This window comes from Emticicia soli (genome assembly GCF_037860775.1).
GTDB lineage: Bacteria > Bacteroidota > Bacteroidia > Cytophagales > Spirosomataceae > Emticicia > Emticicia soli.
The window spans coordinates 56,443-72,740 of sequence record NZ_JBBEWC010000011.1 but is presented as its reverse complement, the minus strand read 5'-3'; the positions used below and the strand labels follow the sequence as shown (position 1 = coordinate 72,740).

The 16,298-nt window shown below is 36.7% G+C and carries 10 protein-coding genes; 2 read left to right on the top strand and 8 right to left on the bottom strand.

Features of this window, described 5'->3' with window-relative positions:
* Window positions 1-6: 6 nt before the first annotated feature.
* A complete protein-coding gene (locus WAE64_RS18035; protein WP_340238974.1) occupies window positions 7-1,779 on the bottom strand; it encodes a Cas10/Cmr2 second palm domain-containing protein in 1,773 nt (590 codons plus the stop codon).
* 569 nt (window positions 1,780-2,348) lie between these two features.
* Here WAE64_RS18035 and WAE64_RS18030 point away from each other — a divergent pair.
* Window positions 2,349-2,987: a hypothetical protein gene (locus WAE64_RS18030; RefSeq protein ID WP_340238973.1), complete on the top strand. Its 639-nt coding sequence runs from the start codon at window positions 2,349-2,351 to the stop codon at window positions 2,985-2,987.
* A gap of 60 nt (window positions 2,988-3,047) precedes the next feature.
* Here WAE64_RS18030 and WAE64_RS18025 read toward each other — a convergent pair whose 3' ends face one another.
* On the bottom strand, window positions 3,048-5,966 hold the full coding sequence (locus WAE64_RS18025) for a hypothetical protein (RefSeq protein WP_340238971.1): 2,919 nt from the start codon (window positions 5,964-5,966) through the stop codon (window positions 3,048-3,050).
* Window positions 5,967-6,256: 290 nt separating this feature from the next.
* Between WAE64_RS18025 and WAE64_RS18020 the strand changes: the two genes are divergently transcribed.
* Window positions 6,257-6,586, top strand: coding sequence for a hypothetical protein (locus tag WAE64_RS18020; RefSeq protein WP_340238970.1), 330 nt, complete (start codon window positions 6,257-6,259; stop codon window positions 6,584-6,586).
* A 33-nt stretch (window positions 6,587-6,619) separates the two neighbouring features.
* Here the strand turns inward: WAE64_RS18020 and WAE64_RS18015 are convergent, their stop codons facing one another.
* The 6 genes from WAE64_RS18015 to WAE64_RS17990 form a co-directional block, all read right to left on the bottom strand.
* On the bottom strand, window positions 6,620-7,186 hold the full coding sequence (locus tag WAE64_RS18015; protein WP_340238968.1) for a hypothetical protein: 567 nt from the start codon (window positions 7,184-7,186) through the stop codon (window positions 6,620-6,622).
* A gap of 132 nt (window positions 7,187-7,318) precedes the next feature.
* Window positions 7,319-7,717: a hypothetical protein gene (locus WAE64_RS18010; protein ID WP_340238966.1), complete on the bottom strand. Its 399-nt coding sequence runs from the start codon at window positions 7,715-7,717 to the stop codon at window positions 7,319-7,321.
* Between the two features lie 27 nt (window positions 7,718-7,744).
* Window positions 7,745-7,975 (bottom strand): hypothetical protein, encoded by a 231-nt coding sequence (locus WAE64_RS18005; RefSeq protein ID WP_340238964.1) that lies wholly within the window; start codon window positions 7,973-7,975, stop codon window positions 7,745-7,747.
* A 1-nt stretch (window position 7,976) separates the two neighbouring features.
* Window positions 7,977-8,702, bottom strand: coding sequence for a hypothetical protein (locus tag WAE64_RS18000; protein WP_340238963.1), 726 nt, complete (start codon window positions 8,700-8,702; stop codon window positions 7,977-7,979).
* A 198-nt stretch (window positions 8,703-8,900) separates the two neighbouring features.
* On the bottom strand, window positions 8,901-9,308 hold the full coding sequence (locus WAE64_RS17995; RefSeq protein WP_340238962.1) for a hypothetical protein: 408 nt from the start codon (window positions 9,306-9,308) through the stop codon (window positions 8,901-8,903).
* Window positions 9,309-9,312: 4 nt separating this feature from the next.
* Window positions 9,313-16,167 (bottom strand): RHS repeat domain-containing protein, encoded by a 6,855-nt coding sequence (locus WAE64_RS17990; protein WP_340238961.1) that lies wholly within the window; start codon window positions 16,165-16,167, stop codon window positions 9,313-9,315.
* Between the last annotated feature and the right edge of the window lie 131 nt (window positions 16,168-16,298).

Genomic DNA, 16,298 nt, shown 5'->3' with positions numbered 1-16,298 from the left:
GATTAATTAATTTTTAACTTCTTCTAGCCCTTTAATAAACTTACTTGTTCTGATAATTGAAAAAACTTCTTTCATGGCTTGATCAATATCTTTATTTTGTTGGGTATAAGAGTAATTAACCAATAAGCGGACTTTTTCAAGATATAAGTCTTTGGCTTGTCTATTTTCAATTTTCTCGTCAAAAACATTATGGAACAGATTTTTAAGAAGTATACTTTCGTGGCCAATTATTTTAATTAATTCATGATTATCCCGAAGCTTATACCCAACTGAATTCAAAAAGGATTTATCATCTACCATTTTTGCCAGAATATCTTTAAAGTGAGATTGATATAGCAAATCAGATTTTTTCAAGACTAATTCAAACTCGGTCCCACTATGTTTAAGGAGTTTTAAGGCAATTGCATTTCCTGTATTTTTTTTGTTATAGCTCTCAATGAGTTCTTTAGCTTTAACCCTTTTCTCATTTTCGGTATATTTATTATCAGCTAATAACTCAATTATGGTCCTAATCTCTCGAATCTCTTTGTATTTAGGTAACTTTAAGATTTGTTCTACCTCTGTAAGCTGATATTTGTCTCTTGATAGCATTTCTGATGCTTTTTCGAGAGTTTTATCTAATGCCTTAGCTATGTACAATAATTTACCAGCTTCTTCAATTGCCTCGCCTAATGGAAATTTATAGTAAGTCAATGAAAGTCCAAAAGAAAGGCTTGGAGAAACCTCGCTACTGATTTCATGCCAGTTTTGTCCAATAAATTCCTTATCGATGCTATCAATTAAATCGAAGATATTTTGTCCATTATTACAAACAGGCGCAAAAAATAATAAATCATCGCCACCGATATAAATAGGTACTCCACCATATTTCCTTATAGTATCTTTTACTGATAAACCCCATTTCAGAAGTTTTTCTGAGAATTGAAATACTTTTTCGCCAGTAATTTTTTCAAGAGTTTTTCCGATTTTATCCCCATCAGCACTAACTATGCAGATATATTTATGATAGTTTTTAAAGTCTTCCTTTTCTGTAAGTTTATCAATAAACTTGTTATCACCTTTGTCATTCTCTCCTTCATCCCAAATAGTTGAGTTAAGTATTCTTTTGTAAGAAGAATTTGGTCTTAATTCTCTGGTAGAAATCTCAACTAGCGATTCAAATCTTACTTGTCCATTTGTGTCTTTTTCATCGTAATTCCTGGATAGAAAACCATTAATGTTAATACTGAGAAGAAATTCGGATAATGGATTTTTGTCAATTTCACTAACAAACTGAGGGGTTAGTTCAAGAGAATCCAAGTAAGGAGAAATTTTTAGAATTGGGTTTCCTTCTTCTTCAAATTCATCCCAATCAATTCTAAGGTATTTTTTCAAAAAAGAAAATAATACCTTATTATCACTCTTATTAGCACTAGCAATTTCATTGGCTATATCTTCAATGACGGCATCAACTATGTTTTGGAAATCTCTGTCCTTAATCAATTCACTCTTGAAAATAATTCTATCCGGGAATAGCCCAATTCCTGATTTAGATTCGAATAATCGTAAGTCGCTAATATTAGGTAAGATGAACGCATCTTTCGTACTAACAATTTTCTTTTTTTCTTCTTCAGTAAGATTACTATAATCTGCTTTTGTAAAGTCAGATAAACAAGTACGAACAATAATGCCTTTGGCAAGGTATGAAAACAAAAAACTAGCAGCCCAAACTTCTCGTGTCTGTCGAGCATTTCGAAATGTTTGGTAAATTGGACCTATGGTGATAGCTATATATTTCATGATTAATTGACTTTATGAATTTTTTCGATATAATATAATGTATCGCTCAGACTTTTTACGGCCTTGGGATCTTTCTTATCAGTACTTATTCCTGATAAGCTATTATAGTAATTTACAAACGACTCTAGAAAGTCATTGAGATTAAATTCTGACGGTGTAGAAATAGGATAAGTAGCTCCTCTATAAGAAAACTCAAATTTTTTATTTAGAATTTCTTTTAGATTACTATCATCGGGAAGTATAAAAACCCTATTGTTGATTATTTTAAATAAAATGGGAGATTGAAATCTTTCAATTTCTTTACTTTTATAGTTTATTTTATTTTTCTTTTGGTCAGTGTCGAGAAATTCGATATTTTCAGCTACTCCTAGTAATGCTCTTACATACCTAAAGTCATTAATGTTAGAATCTCCAATATTATTTTGTATATGTTTTGTATTTAAAAAGTTTATTTGACTTCTGAAAGGGACTTATATTGCTATACATATACACTTTTACTAGAATTAAACTCTTTGAAAACAATGTCATTTCTATGCTATACTAGTGGCGTCAACACCAGGAGGATCGTGATGACCAACAAATTTATGCGTTATGCCCGTGCAGCCTTTTTGCCGATGATGATGTTAGGTGCTGCTTCATGCGACACCAAAGGCGATCCGAACCCTGTCGAGCCAGGCACTGGCCCAGGCACAAACCCTGTGACTAAAGTTGGAGAATTGGTCAAAGTTCCAATCCAGTATGTTGACATTCAGGATAGCCTCATGACTATCAGCAATTATGGCAGTGTCGATGCTATTGTTATGCAGATTTCTCTCAAAAAATCTGATATTGGTAAAGGAATTCCTGTAAAATATAAATACACGGGTATGTCATCAGACGCTGCGATTAAAAAGACGAATCTGATGTCAGATGGTAGTATAGAACTTACCACAGCTTCTGAAACCGCTTTTGATCTTGCACTTGGTAAGAGCGATAGCCAAAACCCTTTGTTGAAAAATGACAGCTTTTCTTATAAAAATCTGGGAATCGAAAAAGTTTATACCAATAAAATCACGGTAGAAAATGAAACAGATGTTTCAAAAGGCATAGAAAAAGCAAAGACTTTTATGCAGACTGGTAAAGAAATTGAAGGCACGCTTTTGAAAGTAACAGGTAAGGGTGTCCCCAATCAGATTATTATCAATAAAATCCCTTATAATATCAATTGATAAACTTACTGAAAAGAAATCAAAATAGTCTTTGAAAGCCTCTGGATTCAGAGGCTTTTTTTAATAGTTAATAGCTTTTGGGTACAAGGCTCTCATCTTTTGGCAAACATCAAGTGGATCAGCCAAAGCCCCTGACTTTTTAAAAGCATCTGTAAACGCTCTATCAAAAGCATCAGCATCTTGCACATCTAAATACTGGACGTTTCCTCCCTGCTTACGATCACACGATTCCAAATCCGGACTACCCAAATTCACAATATAAACTTTCAAATCCGGATAATTCTGTTTGATATAGTCAATCGTTGTCGGATAAGGCTGTGTAACGAAATTCTCGCAGTCTTTCCAGGCTGCACCGTGGAGTTTATCGCTTACGCCGTTGTAATACAATGTAATCCCATAACAGATAGATGAGGGTGTTGAACTACTGCAATTATTTGCAGTATAGGCTTGGCGGAATACTGTCAGGGCTTCATCTTCGCTCAATGAGCGTCCTGAAATCCCCACGGCATCACAAATTTCCCGGTCATTGCGTCTTTCCTCCTCGCAGAATCCTGCGAATGGATACGCATAGTCTTTTCTGCTGGCATTGATTAATTGCCCATCAGTGGCTTTGCCATCAGTAAAGAAAAATAGAATTTGAGGCATAGTTGAATTGCCACTATGAGTGAACTGTTTCAAAGCCTCAACACTTGCCTCCATCAATGGCGTATCACCATCTGCCGAGCGTGAGCCTGTCAGGGCATTGCTGAGTGCTTTGAGATTCTGGGCATGTTCACATGTTGGGTCATCTTTTTCACTACAAAACTGGCGCGTCACGACATTGATGGTGTTACCTATATACTCAGTATATTTGAAATCACTACCCGATGGAATACGGCTGATTCCGACACCTAGTTGCGCTAGTGCCACGTTTAAGCGAGTACCGCCTGCTTTTTCTGAAATTTTTATGCAAGTACCAGGGGCACAGGTAGGTTGTTTTGCCGGACCATTCGGGTCAGGACAATAGCCAATTTCGTCACTTATTGTCTGGTTACAGGATGTGCGGTTTTCCAGAGCATTGTGTAACAAGGTATAGTATTTGGCATCATTACTAACCAGATAGGCTTGTAATTGCCCCTCAACCTGATACTCCCCACCTGTTTCCTGATGATTCATTTGAAGATTATGACGGTCAATAATTGCACAAGCGGCTATTTTGTCGGAAAATATATCTTCGAGTTTAATCTGACAGGTCATTTTATTGATGTTTGATTCTGCCGGGGTTGGCAGTGTCATACTGCCTGACCGATCAAAGACAAAACCTACACGAATCGGATCAGGTGGGAATACACAGGTCTGATTGGCCAGTTTGCAACCGTTTATCTCTCGGATGTATTCACCAATATTCATAACTGATTCCAGTTCAGAACTGAATTCCGGATTAATCAGACTATTCAGTTCTTCGTTGGCTACCCGATAACCTTGACTTAAAGCACGTGTAAGAGTTTCAATGTTTGCGTTTCCGCCAAAGAAACCATTTTTCCAGGCAATGGTACTGCTTGTCCATTTGCCAGGCTCCGGCTCTGGTCCCAGTTGCAAGGCAATCGGGCGTTTCATTGAAAATGCTTCCCGCAATTGCACCTGCCCCTTATAAGGATGCGGGCACTGATAGCTTGCTTCCTTACTGTTCGCATTCGTACATTTCGCAGCCACATAAGCAATCTTGTATATTGTCTGTGCCTTGCTCAGAATTGTCTCAGTACCATCGACGATCTTGACCAATTCGCACTGACGAACCTTGTAACCAGCAATCAGGTCGCCTTTCCATCCCTTACCACAATCATTATTACCAACGGGTGCGCTGCCGGGTGGCGTATAATGCGCAACGGCCGTTGGGGTTGCGCTGATAATCTTGCCCGTCGCATCCAGTTTCAATGGCAGGGTCGGGTTGACCACATATTGCTCGACCGGATTGGTTGTATCACAGCGTAGGAATGTCTTAGGCGGTGCTGTGTACGGCGTGGCATCACATGTATCAGAGCCATCTTTGTTCGTGCGGCAATAGAATGTGTAATAACCCGGAGTGCCTGTATCCAGTTCCTGTTTCAAACTATCAACAGTCATTTCAATTGCATTGTCAGCCTGTTTCTGGATATCATCGGCCGGATTGCGGCAGAATGCGGAAATTTCAACAGGTGTCGGCGGTTCCAAAGGCACGTTGTTGTCCGGTGTACATTCCCAGTATTTGTGCAGTCTTTGAACTTTATTAGTGGCTGTACCAATAATGACAGTAGTTGTTTCTTGTTGAGTTGAATTATCGCTAAATTTCAACTGACATATTTGTTCTCTTTTAATTACACCATCCATTCCAGTTGGGCAAGGTAGAGTAACATCTCTTTTAAAAGTAGGTTGTTGCGTTTTGCTTGGGTCTGGCAAGCCACCAAGATCATTACCTGCTGAATCTTTAGGTGCCAAAAAGCCAGCTACAAAAATTGGTGAGCCCTCGATAATATCATCTCCAACGCCACACCCTAATTCTATTGCTTTCTTGGGTAATTGAACGCCATTGTACATTTTGATACCAACTTGCTCATGGCCAAATCTGCGAACCAATGAGGCCGCCATACTATTCCCATGTTTTTTAAGATCAGCTACTCCCATTGGCACTTGAGTGAAATAAGCAATAGCTCCAAACTGACCACAAGCATTTACTTGAACGCCAGTAGGAGCAATAGGGGTAGGATTATTCTGAACTGTAAAATCTGTAGGGTCATCTGATAAAACTTTACCCTCTTCCTGTAACGGAGTTTTTCGTTTCATTTGCGATGCTGACAGATAAGCAGAGAGGTTTTGTGCGGAGGTAGCTAAACTCTCGGCGACGTTTTCAATGTGCGCACGTTGATTGATAGCATTATACCGGGCAGAGACATCGCCCTCATCTGGCAGGCATGAACTTAACAAAACTACCGAAAGTAATAGATTGATTTTTCGCAAAAGCATGCAGGGAGCCTTGAAATCAGTGATCAATTATAAGGATACTATAAAAAGCTATCAATTAGTTAAATTCACAGAGTGGGATTGTCTTTTGACAGCATAATAGTAAGATACATAGGAAGTTCTCAGGAGCTTTAGGGTATGGAAACCCTGTTTTTAGCGGTTTGTGACCGAAACCTCACTCCTCGATTTGTCGGGGAGGCCCAAATGTATGTTCAGCTCGCAAGAGCAAAGATTTGGGCAGCCTATCTAAAAACGGGCTTTCCAACTCCCTGACACCAATCGAGGGGGTATATATGAATATACAGGATACGCTCTACCAGTCGGGTTACTATCCAGGTTCTTTGTACATGAAACAGTGGATGGATAATCATTATATCATTCTGATTGGTGATAGAATTGCCCGGATTAGATATTTTTATGAGAAGCCTATCGGTTATAAGGAGCTAGCGATTTTATTTAATCAATGGAAGATACCAACAACCGTCGATGATAAACAGGACAAATGGACTGATCAGAGTATTCAAGAAGTATTTTATACATATCTGGATTTACTTGAAATTACCGAACAGGAAATTATTGACGTATATCCAAAGTTACACAAATTGGGTATTCCGTATGGGTAGTTTATGAAAAAATAACCAAACAATGGAAATCAATTATTTCTTCTTTCGTTTAGGTTTACATGATTTACAAAACTCAAATAGTTCATCAATTTCTTTTAAAACTTGTATTTGAGCTTCTTCAATTCTAATATTTGCTTGTCCTACATTTGTTAACTTCCCCAACTCCGCAACTTTTTCATTGTACTCCTGCTCTATGCCTTTATAAGCTTCCTGGAAAAAATTAACGTTTGACAAAACACCCTTGCTTTCAAAAAGTTTTTTTCGATATTTTCGGGCATATAATTCAGTTAAGTCAAAATTTAATTGAGCAAACTTTAAAAGATCCTGAGCTAATTCATTGTCAGGAGCTATCAGAACGGACGCACTTTGTGTAAATGTCGTTGAGACCTTTGAATTAAAATTTTTAGTAAGCATAAATTCGTAGGAGCTCATATAGAATGAAAAGTCCATATGAGAAGCAGGTAAAATACTATAATGATTTACGTTGCCAATTTGTGTTGATTTCGACTGAAAATCTGATAGTTTTAGCTTATAGTCAGGTGACCATTCAATTACATCCTGTGCTGTTGAACTAAGTGAAATTAAAAATAAATATTGCAATATAGAGTGTTTTTATTTCCATCTTATTCGGACATTTATTTTTGTTTTTTGATTTATTTCTACTCTTAAGCTGAGTATAGTTTTCAATCAGAGTGCTTGAGAAGTACACTCTGATTGAAAACGGAGTTTTATTTATAATAGATTCAATTCGGTTTTACACTGAATTTTCATGCTTGTAACTTCATTTTCACTGATACTGAACTTTTCTAATACAATACTTATTCCCTCAAAAACCAAATCAATATAATTGTTCAAATCTTTGATTTCATCTGGTAGAAAAATAGCGTATTCAACTATTTTCATCTTTTTTGAGATGGATGGCTTTTTAATTTCTAGTTGGTTTGTTCCTACCATTGTTGTAATGAAGAAACCAAGACTATAGTCAGAACCATATTTATCAAAAAATGCATGCCATTTGAAAAAATTCTCTCTTAAAGGTTTTATCAATTCTTTATGTGACAATAAATCATACGGATTCTTCAACCCAGGACTTAAGTTTATATAGGATATATAAAGGGTTTGCAATTTCATTTGGAAATAGAAAAGCGAATTTGCTTATTATTCTACAAATTTTTTATAAATCTTTTCACAATTGAATTTTTTACAAACTTCTTTTAGATAATCAGCAAATGTTTCTTTTTTATCAATAAGAAGAAAAGGCAAATATTCCAGTTCGTCTAAAAAATTATAAATTTCCAAATGACTTTTTTCTTGGGTAGCCATAACTTTAGCTTCAATTATGAGAGCTTGGATAGCTTCTATTGCTTTATGTAAGTTTATCTCTTTCATTTTATCTCTTAAAAATAATATCTGCAATTCTAACGCCTCTTGTACCTGGTGAAACATAAATGGGATAATTTTTTCCACTCATGACATATTCATATGCTGCCTTAAATCTATCTAGTAATCTTGGAGTTGATATATCTATTTCTGTTTTAAGAGGTGATCGAAGATTTTCAATAGGAACCTTGAAAACTTCACCAGCATTATTAGTCGCATCAATAGTTTTATGTCCAAGTAGCTCTGCCGATTTAGCTCGTCTTACACCGTCTCCAACTTCATAAATCTGATTTCCTAATTTACCCGCATCATCAATATAGTTCAAACTTTGTTTCCCTGCCTGGGCCATCATTGAATGCCCAGTTCCTTTAATAGCAGGTTTCACTACTACTTCAGCCGTCGATTCAAGAGCAAAACTTCCAGCCTCTGAACCTACTTTGGCAAAGCCCATTGTTCCATTGACAGTTGAAACAGCATTAGATGAGAAAAAGGATGCTAATTTAGTAGCACCAAATTTTGCTAAACTTCCTGCTCCTGCTGCGCCAAATCCATCAAGTGCTAAACCTCCTGCATATTTGAATCCATCCCAAATAGGGTTTTGACTATTTTTAAAGTCAGGCAGGTTTCCTGTAGCCACATCTGTTACAAAATTTCCTCCTGCTGTTATAGTTCCTCCTAGAGCCGGATTAAATACGCTTACTGTACCACCAACTGCACCACTTGTGAAGTATGCCAAGCCTGACTTCCAGTCCTTAACTTTGCTTCAGTTACTCCAGAGATTTAATCCTCCTCCTATTACTGCGGCTTCTGCTGCTATAACTACAAAGATAATGCTACAATCAGGATAAGCCGGTTACTAGCCATGTATATACAGATAGTAATATTCTGAAATTATTCTGCTGGGGCAGTTGATGTCCATTTTCTTATAAATCATTCATCTTTCATGAAGTTCTGCGTAGTTTTCAATAAATTCCGTTATAGAATCTCCCACATATTTGTTATATTCATCATCATACAAATCAAGTTCGTATATTTTTCCTGTTTCTTTATTAAAAGCATAATGGAAAGTACCTCCGCTTGACCCAAAAATATAATATTTACTAAAGACTGGATCATTTTCGTATTGTTTGTTTACTTCAACAATATCTTCTAAATTCCAAATAGCTAAATAGTGCTCGCCAACTGAACCCTCAGCACTATCAAATTGCGAAATAAAGGGTATTAAGTCTGCTGGAACTTTAAATTTTGCAATCCCGTCTTTAAAAAACGTCAATTGTTCTTCCTGTGGAGTGTTACCTTTGGAAAAGTTAGATGTTAAAATCATTAATTTTTCAATGTTCATTTTCTTATCTTATCTTTGTTATGTCTTTTTGCAATCTATTCCACCAATTAGTATAGTGTGTATGTGTCGGTCTTGGAAGTGCTATTTTATTAGCAATATCTGTCGGGCTTCCTCCGAATTTTACAGGATGGATTTCATGGATGTCAACACCACGTGGAAAAATACCTTGTTTTTTCAATAATTCATTAGTTCGATTCGCAAGGTTTCTAGCTGTTGCATATTCTGGATTTTCTAAAATTCTGAAAGGACCAGTTGGTTTTGGTACATTTCCAATTGTTGGATAACTACTCCAGTCTGTAATAGAAAAAGAACCATCTAGATTATTAGAATTGTTTCCTAATGTTTGCCCTGCTGTTCTCCCTCCAAAAGACTGAGTAATTTCGCCATCGGGTAGCTCAGTTTCCCCTTGAATTAGAGGGTCGAGTTGGAATGAAGTTTTTGGTTTAATTCCAAACATTCTTTCAATTCCTTTTTCTGTTTTATCATACCAATTCCCAATTTTAGCGGCTAGTTTTGGATGTCTTCCCAGAAAACTTCCTGTTGCTCCTCCTATGACTGCTCCTCCAAGTACTCCAAGCCCAAAGTCCTTTACTGTATAAGAATCTCCAAATGCAAGCATGTTCCCTATACCCTGAATAGGTCCACCAGCAGCTGCCCCTATTGCTCCAGTCACTGCTCCACCTGCAAAGGTAGTTGCCCCTAAGCCAAAAGCTCCAACAGCTGCACCTCCAGTCGCCGCTGTTACAGCTCCCGCTGCTGCTCCAATACCAAAGGCTAATAGTTTCTGTTTAAAACCTTGCGCTTTATTCCAATGAGTTACTAAATTTATTGTACCGCCGACTACAGCACCGATAGCAATATGTAGCCACTCTCCATCAGGATCAACACCAATTGTTGGCATATTGCCCATACCAACATAGCCGCTTGAGAATTGATTTTTTGGGTCTGTTGAATTAAACCGACCAGCGAATGGATCGTACTGTCTAGCATGGAAGTCATACGAATTATAACCAAAGGCATCTACATATTCTTTGCCTTGAAACAAGAAATTCCAATCACCTTTATTCCCAATTCCTTGTAAGACTTCCCCCCAAGCTCCATAGTGATTTTCTTGAGCAAGGTAAACAGAATCATTTAATCTCTCAAATATAACACGGGTGTTTCCTAAATGGTCAGTGATAAAATATTGGTAATGAGCTAGACCTAAACTATCGAAACGTATTTTTCCCTCATCATGTAGGATGCTTATTAGAGTGTCATTTTTGTAAACTAGGTCGCCTATATAATCTGTTCGGATAACATTACTTCCGTTGATAATCTTTTGGAATAATTTCTGCCCATCAGCAGCATATACATTTTCTATTCGCTGGATAGGACCAAATTCAATTCGCTCCGGCAGCCCTAGATAATTATAGACAATGTTGGTTATGCCCTTATTTGCATCAGTTTTTAGGCTACCATCAGCATAGTAAGTATAATCATTACTAGTACCATTATCTACAAACCCAACGGTAGCATTGGCTTTATCAAGAATACCTGTAAGGCGGTTCTGATAATTAGGGTAGGTATAAGTTAAGCTATCAATATCTCCCCAAGAGTTGGTACTTAATAAGCCCTTTCGGTTCAATGTCAGAATATTCCCATTGGCATCATAGGAAGTATTGGTACTGTATTTTTCATTGCCTTTTCCTACAAAATCAGCATTGATGAAACGATTTGCTGCATCATAATCATACAAAAATCTTCTGGTAGTAGTGTCCTTAGATGTTTTCCAGGATTGACGACTCAAATTCCCATTGTAATAACGATTGTCTTCAAAGTAATCTAGCTTTAAAGCAAATACTTTATTTGCATCTAATAAACCAGTAGATGTACAATTGATACAGTTTAGATTTCCTCTGATATTATATTGATAAGTAACTTGTTGTAATCCACTTCCAATAAAGGCCAGATAAGTACTATCAAGATTGATATTTGTGTTCGGTAGAATAAGAATATATTTCCGAGCCACATCCGTCTTGCCTTTTGTCAGATTTTCATTTTGCCGAATGATACTATCTGTTTTGGTTTCATTGAGATTCTTTGCTTTAAGCCTACCAAGTTCATCATACTCATAGGTGGCAAGTAATTGTGGACTTTGCCCTGCTACTTGTCGGCCATTAAGAAAATGGATCGCTTGAGTTTTTCGTCCAGCATGGTCGTAGCTATAAGCTGTTCTGCTAACAATGGTATCACTGGCAGGTTTTCTGTAGATGGTTCTTTCTTCTAGAAGTTGACCGATGAAATCATATACCTGATCGGTTTGATTGACTGTACCAAAGCGATTTTCTGATTGGCTTTGTATTAAGCGATTTTTATCATCGTAATAAAAAGCTGTTCTCAACCATTCCTTAGTATCAAAGCGTCTTACAGATGTTCCAGTTAATAAACCTTTGGCATTGGTATATTGAGGGGTTTTATATTGGGTGAAATTAAGAGTGTCATTCGCTTTCCAAGTATAATCATCATAATAATTGATAATCATAGCATTTGAATCTGCTACTGCTATACCTGCCGGGAAACTGCGATTGGTGTAAGCAAATAATGCAATCCTTTCTTCGTATTGCTTGCTTTCTGTATAAGCATCGAAACTGTTTTGTATGGTTGCTCGAGTATTGGTATTAGTAACAACTCCCACTGCATATACTCTTCCAAAAGCATCGTATTTTTTATATTGCCATTTATTCTCTGTTCGTAATCGGGCGTTCTGACTCATAACCAATTGCCCCAATCGATTATAGACCATGTACTCCCAACCCGCATCTGGTATATGCTTTTCTACAACACGGCTTTGCGAATCATATTTGAATTGGTAAAATCCGGCTAAATAGGGACTGATAGCCAAGTGTGTAGTATTTACTAATAATCCATAGAGTTTAGGTGGGAGAATAACTGCTAAGCGCCCAAGATAATCATATATATATGTGGTTTTTAAATAATCCCCTGTTTGTGAACCATCACCAGTAAATTGTACATGCTCTTCTAAAGTTTTTCCTGACTTGTCAGTAAAGCTAATCACTCGCCTCTGCTGTTCGTCAATTCTGGTCGTCTTAAATATTTGGTTGCCTGTATACGTTTCAACCAAAAATGCACCATCTTCAAATACTTCATACTTCATTAAACCAAAGTTTCCTGTCTCAAACTGTTGTTGGTTTTCTTTAGTAGGTCTGAAAGCGGCCCCAGCACCTATACTTTTAAACGGACGGCTTAAAGGTGATTGTTCAAATTGAGTAATCTCTGAATAGGGGGCAGTATCACCGTAAAATGTTTGCGCCTGATTTTGAATATTATTTTGGTATTGTCCGTTACCAATGTCACTAGCTATTGGAAGAATAGTTTTATGGTTTCGCCCGAATGTATCATATTGAGGAGTGCTATAAACTAAATCTTTTGTATTAGGAGATTGTTTATAACTTCTACTTTGTAATTCTCTCCCGCTTCCATCGCTGTAATTTACACTAGTTGTGACTTTTTCAAAATCCTGATAAGGATTATTAGTGGCTATTCTTGGAACTCTTGCAATTATTCTATTTTTAGTAGTATCTGTTGAAAAACTACCTGCTGTTCCTAATAGGGTTTGTCCTTTATAGGGATATTCGTAATGAGTAAGAATATTCCCATCTCTATCTGTAATTTGCTTTAACTGGCCTGTTTTATTATTCTCTGATTGAGTATAAAAGGAATAATTTAAGGATAAACCATTTGGGCTAATCTTTTTCGATAAACCGAATATTTTTTTATCGTACTCATAAGTAGTAGTATCAATGACAATTCCACCAATATTCTGAATAGATCTTATAGGCATTATATCGAAACTACTTTCATAATCTGTTCCTGATACAACACCTCCAAATGGCTTGGATTTTTTGAGCAAACCTTTAGTATTATAATCCTGATACTCTATCATCGAGCGATAGTCAGAATCTATATAAGTAGTATCGTTATTTAAACGGTCATATTGGACACCTTGTAGGATTGTTCCCACTCCATCTAAAGTAAAACTTTCCCTTAGGTAATATTTAAAACCAGTTGAGGCAGTATTAATTTTATCATAGCGGAGATAATAGGCGTCTAATAAATACCCATTATTGGTATTACTGCTTTCAACAATAGGTGTTAATATGTTCTTTTGTTGTAGTTCATAAATAGCCCGCATTTGTGAACCTATACGAGGCACATGAATAGTATATACGGTTGTATCACAAGCGTATGAGAAGCCAAATTCCTCGTCATAGCAAGTGCGTTCTATTAATGTGGTATCTAGACCGAAATTAAAGTCAGCTACATATTTATTCAAATTTTCGATGAGATGACCTTGCCCATCTCTGGTATTTGTTTTATAGGGAAAAGAATACTCGTTAGGATACTTTGTTTTATAAGCACCACTAGCATACTTATAATAGTAGTTAGTTGTATTACTAACAGGGTTAGTGCCATTCTGAGAAAAAATGGTAGTAGTTTCACTGTCTAAATTATATCTGCGAAAGAGTAGATAAAAAGTTTCTGAAAAATGTTTTGAATAAGAATCATAACCTAGATTATATCCATTAGTTTTAAATACTCTGGCTGCACGAGTGTTATCAAGAGTATTCTCAATACTGAATAAGTCATTATATTTATAAGATTGAATTGATAACGTATCGTTTTTCTGATTAAATACTGTCTTTTGTAAGAGATTTCCACCGCCATAACTAGGCTGGAACATGTTATCCGGCATGTTAGTATGTGCCTTTTCCGGTTCATAATAAGTCGTAGTATCACAAACCTGATTAGGGAAATCACCTGTGCAGTGAATGCTATGTCTTTGAATAGTTAATTCAGTAGTATCTTGGTCAAAAGTATATTCGGTTCTGCCTAGTTGATTGCCATTATTGTCAAGAATTTGTTCAGTAACATGACTATATCCGACAGGGACTCTACTACTCTCTGCTAATAATCTGCTATATAAGCCTGAGTTGGAACCACTTAATCCATATTCATTCCTAAAGCGATAGATGGGCTGGAGACACAAAAAGCCTGAAGTACGGCTACTATCAGGCATCAGATAGGAGTATTTTTTAATGATCTCTATATTAGAAATTACATCTTTAGTACGAACTTCCTTGATGCGGCAACCTCCAATAGGTTTGTATATGTTACCGTCTTTATAGTTTCTCGCTCTATGTAGTTCGTAGTCTAACTTGATTCGCGTACCTGTTGAGACAATAATGCTATCTAGGTTTCCTGCAAAATTAAAGTCAGGGTTTGTCTCTCTTACACTTGTATTTACAGAACACTGTTTAAAAAATGCATCAGGGCCAATAAGTCCAGTTAATACATTATTAGTTGAATAACCATTGGAATATCCCCAGTGATCAATGCCATAGTCAAGTCTACTTTTACTATAGGAGTCTGGCTCATCACTCCTATATCTAAAGCGATAAGTAGAAGCGTCAGGAAAAGTGATTTTGTCTAAACGAAGCCGCCTGGTATGGGTGTACCCCACATCGGCATTTGTATAGCCAGCAGGTAATCCGTCGCTTTGAGTAAAATAGCCGTGATCAAAAGTATAAATAAGAGTGTCAGTCGGATTTGGGACATTATCCATAACTGTCATTTCAGACATTTTTTTTGCAAGAGTTGCATTTATCGGGTTTGCACTGGTTGTCCAACCATCAAGGTCAAGTCTACGTGAACCAGAACAGGTTACTCCAAAATTAGTTATTTCACAATTGTTATATCTCTTATTAAATTCAACTTTCTTATGTTCAGACTTAATGGAACTTAAGGTAGAGCCCCATACATAAACTCTTGTAAGTGATTTAGTTACATCCTCAGGCGCAGGACAACTAGCGAGGGATTCATTTTCAGCGACTTTAAAGAAAGAATAAGTAACCCGATGGTATTCAAAATCAATACTTGCACCATATGGTGTTTCAATGCGTGTCAAGTACCAGGCTGAAGTTATAGCTTCATTTTTCCAGTAGTGCTCAAAATGTGCATGAGTGGGATAAATATCTAATTGTTGAGCGGTTTTTACCTCTACTTCGGTGCTCGTTTCTGTATAACCATTTCCAAATATATATTTTGTGCCATCAGGCATTAAGACTTCGAATTTTGTAAATTGGCCTACAACATTACTTTCGGGTAAAAACTGGAAAGTTGGTATTATTTTTATATCATTGTCAGGTAAGAAGATAAAACGAGGTACACCTGAATATTTATACATGAATTTATAGGATTGCCCATTAATATTCATATAAAAAATATCTGGCTCTGTATCATCATCAACAGAGCTAGTGTAATAATTGAAACCATGCGAATAGTAACCTTTTCTATGATTACTACTAGTCCACGAATTGGGTTTCAAATCTAGTTTTCCCTCATCAGGAAGTCCTTTAACTTCACGGGTAATCATCCCACCGGAAACTAGATTCCAGCCAATGCCAGTCCATCCAGCCACTTCGTGGGTTTTCATACCAGAGGCATTATAATTAAGAGAGATAGGTACGCTAATGCCTGCTTCTTCTAAGGTATATAAAGGTACAGGAATGATGGCCGATCCTGTAAAAAGGTTGACGGGGACATCCTTAAATCGGTTAATACTAGAGACCTCAGGAGGAGCAACGGGCATTGTTCCTGATGACAAACCTCCATAAATAGAAGATGTGAGGGCTTTAGGAGGATTAGCCTGCGATTGCGAAATCAGCTTTTTCTCTTGCTCTGGCGTAAGAGTTGGCAGCTTTGGATAACCATGATTAGGAACTTTAATAGAAATAGTCTCTTGTGCTAATAGAGAAAAATGGACAAAGCACAGCAAGGAGCATAGTAGTTTTTTCATTAAAAGAGTGGAGGTTTTAGACACAGTAATTAATGTCTAAAGATACGAAAAAACTAGGTAAGAAGAAAATGAAAACTTATTTTTCGGTTATTTTTTAGACGAGATGATTAGGGATATAGATTTTACTCTTT

What these genes read in the sequence shown, in the direction of transcription:
- WAE64_RS18035 (WP_340238974.1), bottom strand. Translation starts at nt 1,779, where the DNA reads ATGAAATATATAGCTATCACCATAGGTCCAATTTACCAAACATTTCGA.
- WAE64_RS18030 (WP_340238973.1), top strand. Translation starts at nt 2,349, where the DNA reads ATGACCAACAAATTTATGCGTTATGCCCGTGCAGCCTTTTTGCCGATG.
- WAE64_RS18025 (WP_340238971.1), bottom strand. Translation starts at nt 5,966, where the DNA reads ATGCTTTTGCGAAAAATCAATCTATTACTTTCGGTAGTTTTGTTAAGT.
- WAE64_RS18020 (WP_340238970.1), top strand. Translation starts at nt 6,257, where the DNA reads ATGAATATACAGGATACGCTCTACCAGTCGGGTTACTATCCAGGTTCT.
- WAE64_RS18010 (WP_340238966.1), bottom strand. Translation starts at nt 7,717, where the DNA reads ATGAAATTGCAAACCCTTTATATATCCTATATAAACTTAAGTCCTGGG.
- WAE64_RS18005 (WP_340238964.1), bottom strand. Translation starts at nt 7,975, where the DNA reads ATGAAAGAGATAAACTTACATAAAGCAATAGAAGCTATCCAAGCTCTC.
- WAE64_RS17995 (WP_340238962.1), bottom strand. Translation starts at nt 9,308, where the DNA reads ATGAACATTGAAAAATTAATGATTTTAACATCTAACTTTTCCAAAGGT.
- WAE64_RS17990 (WP_340238961.1), bottom strand. Translation starts at nt 16,167, where the DNA reads ATGAAAAAACTACTATGCTCCTTGCTGTGCTTTGTCCATTTTTCTCTA.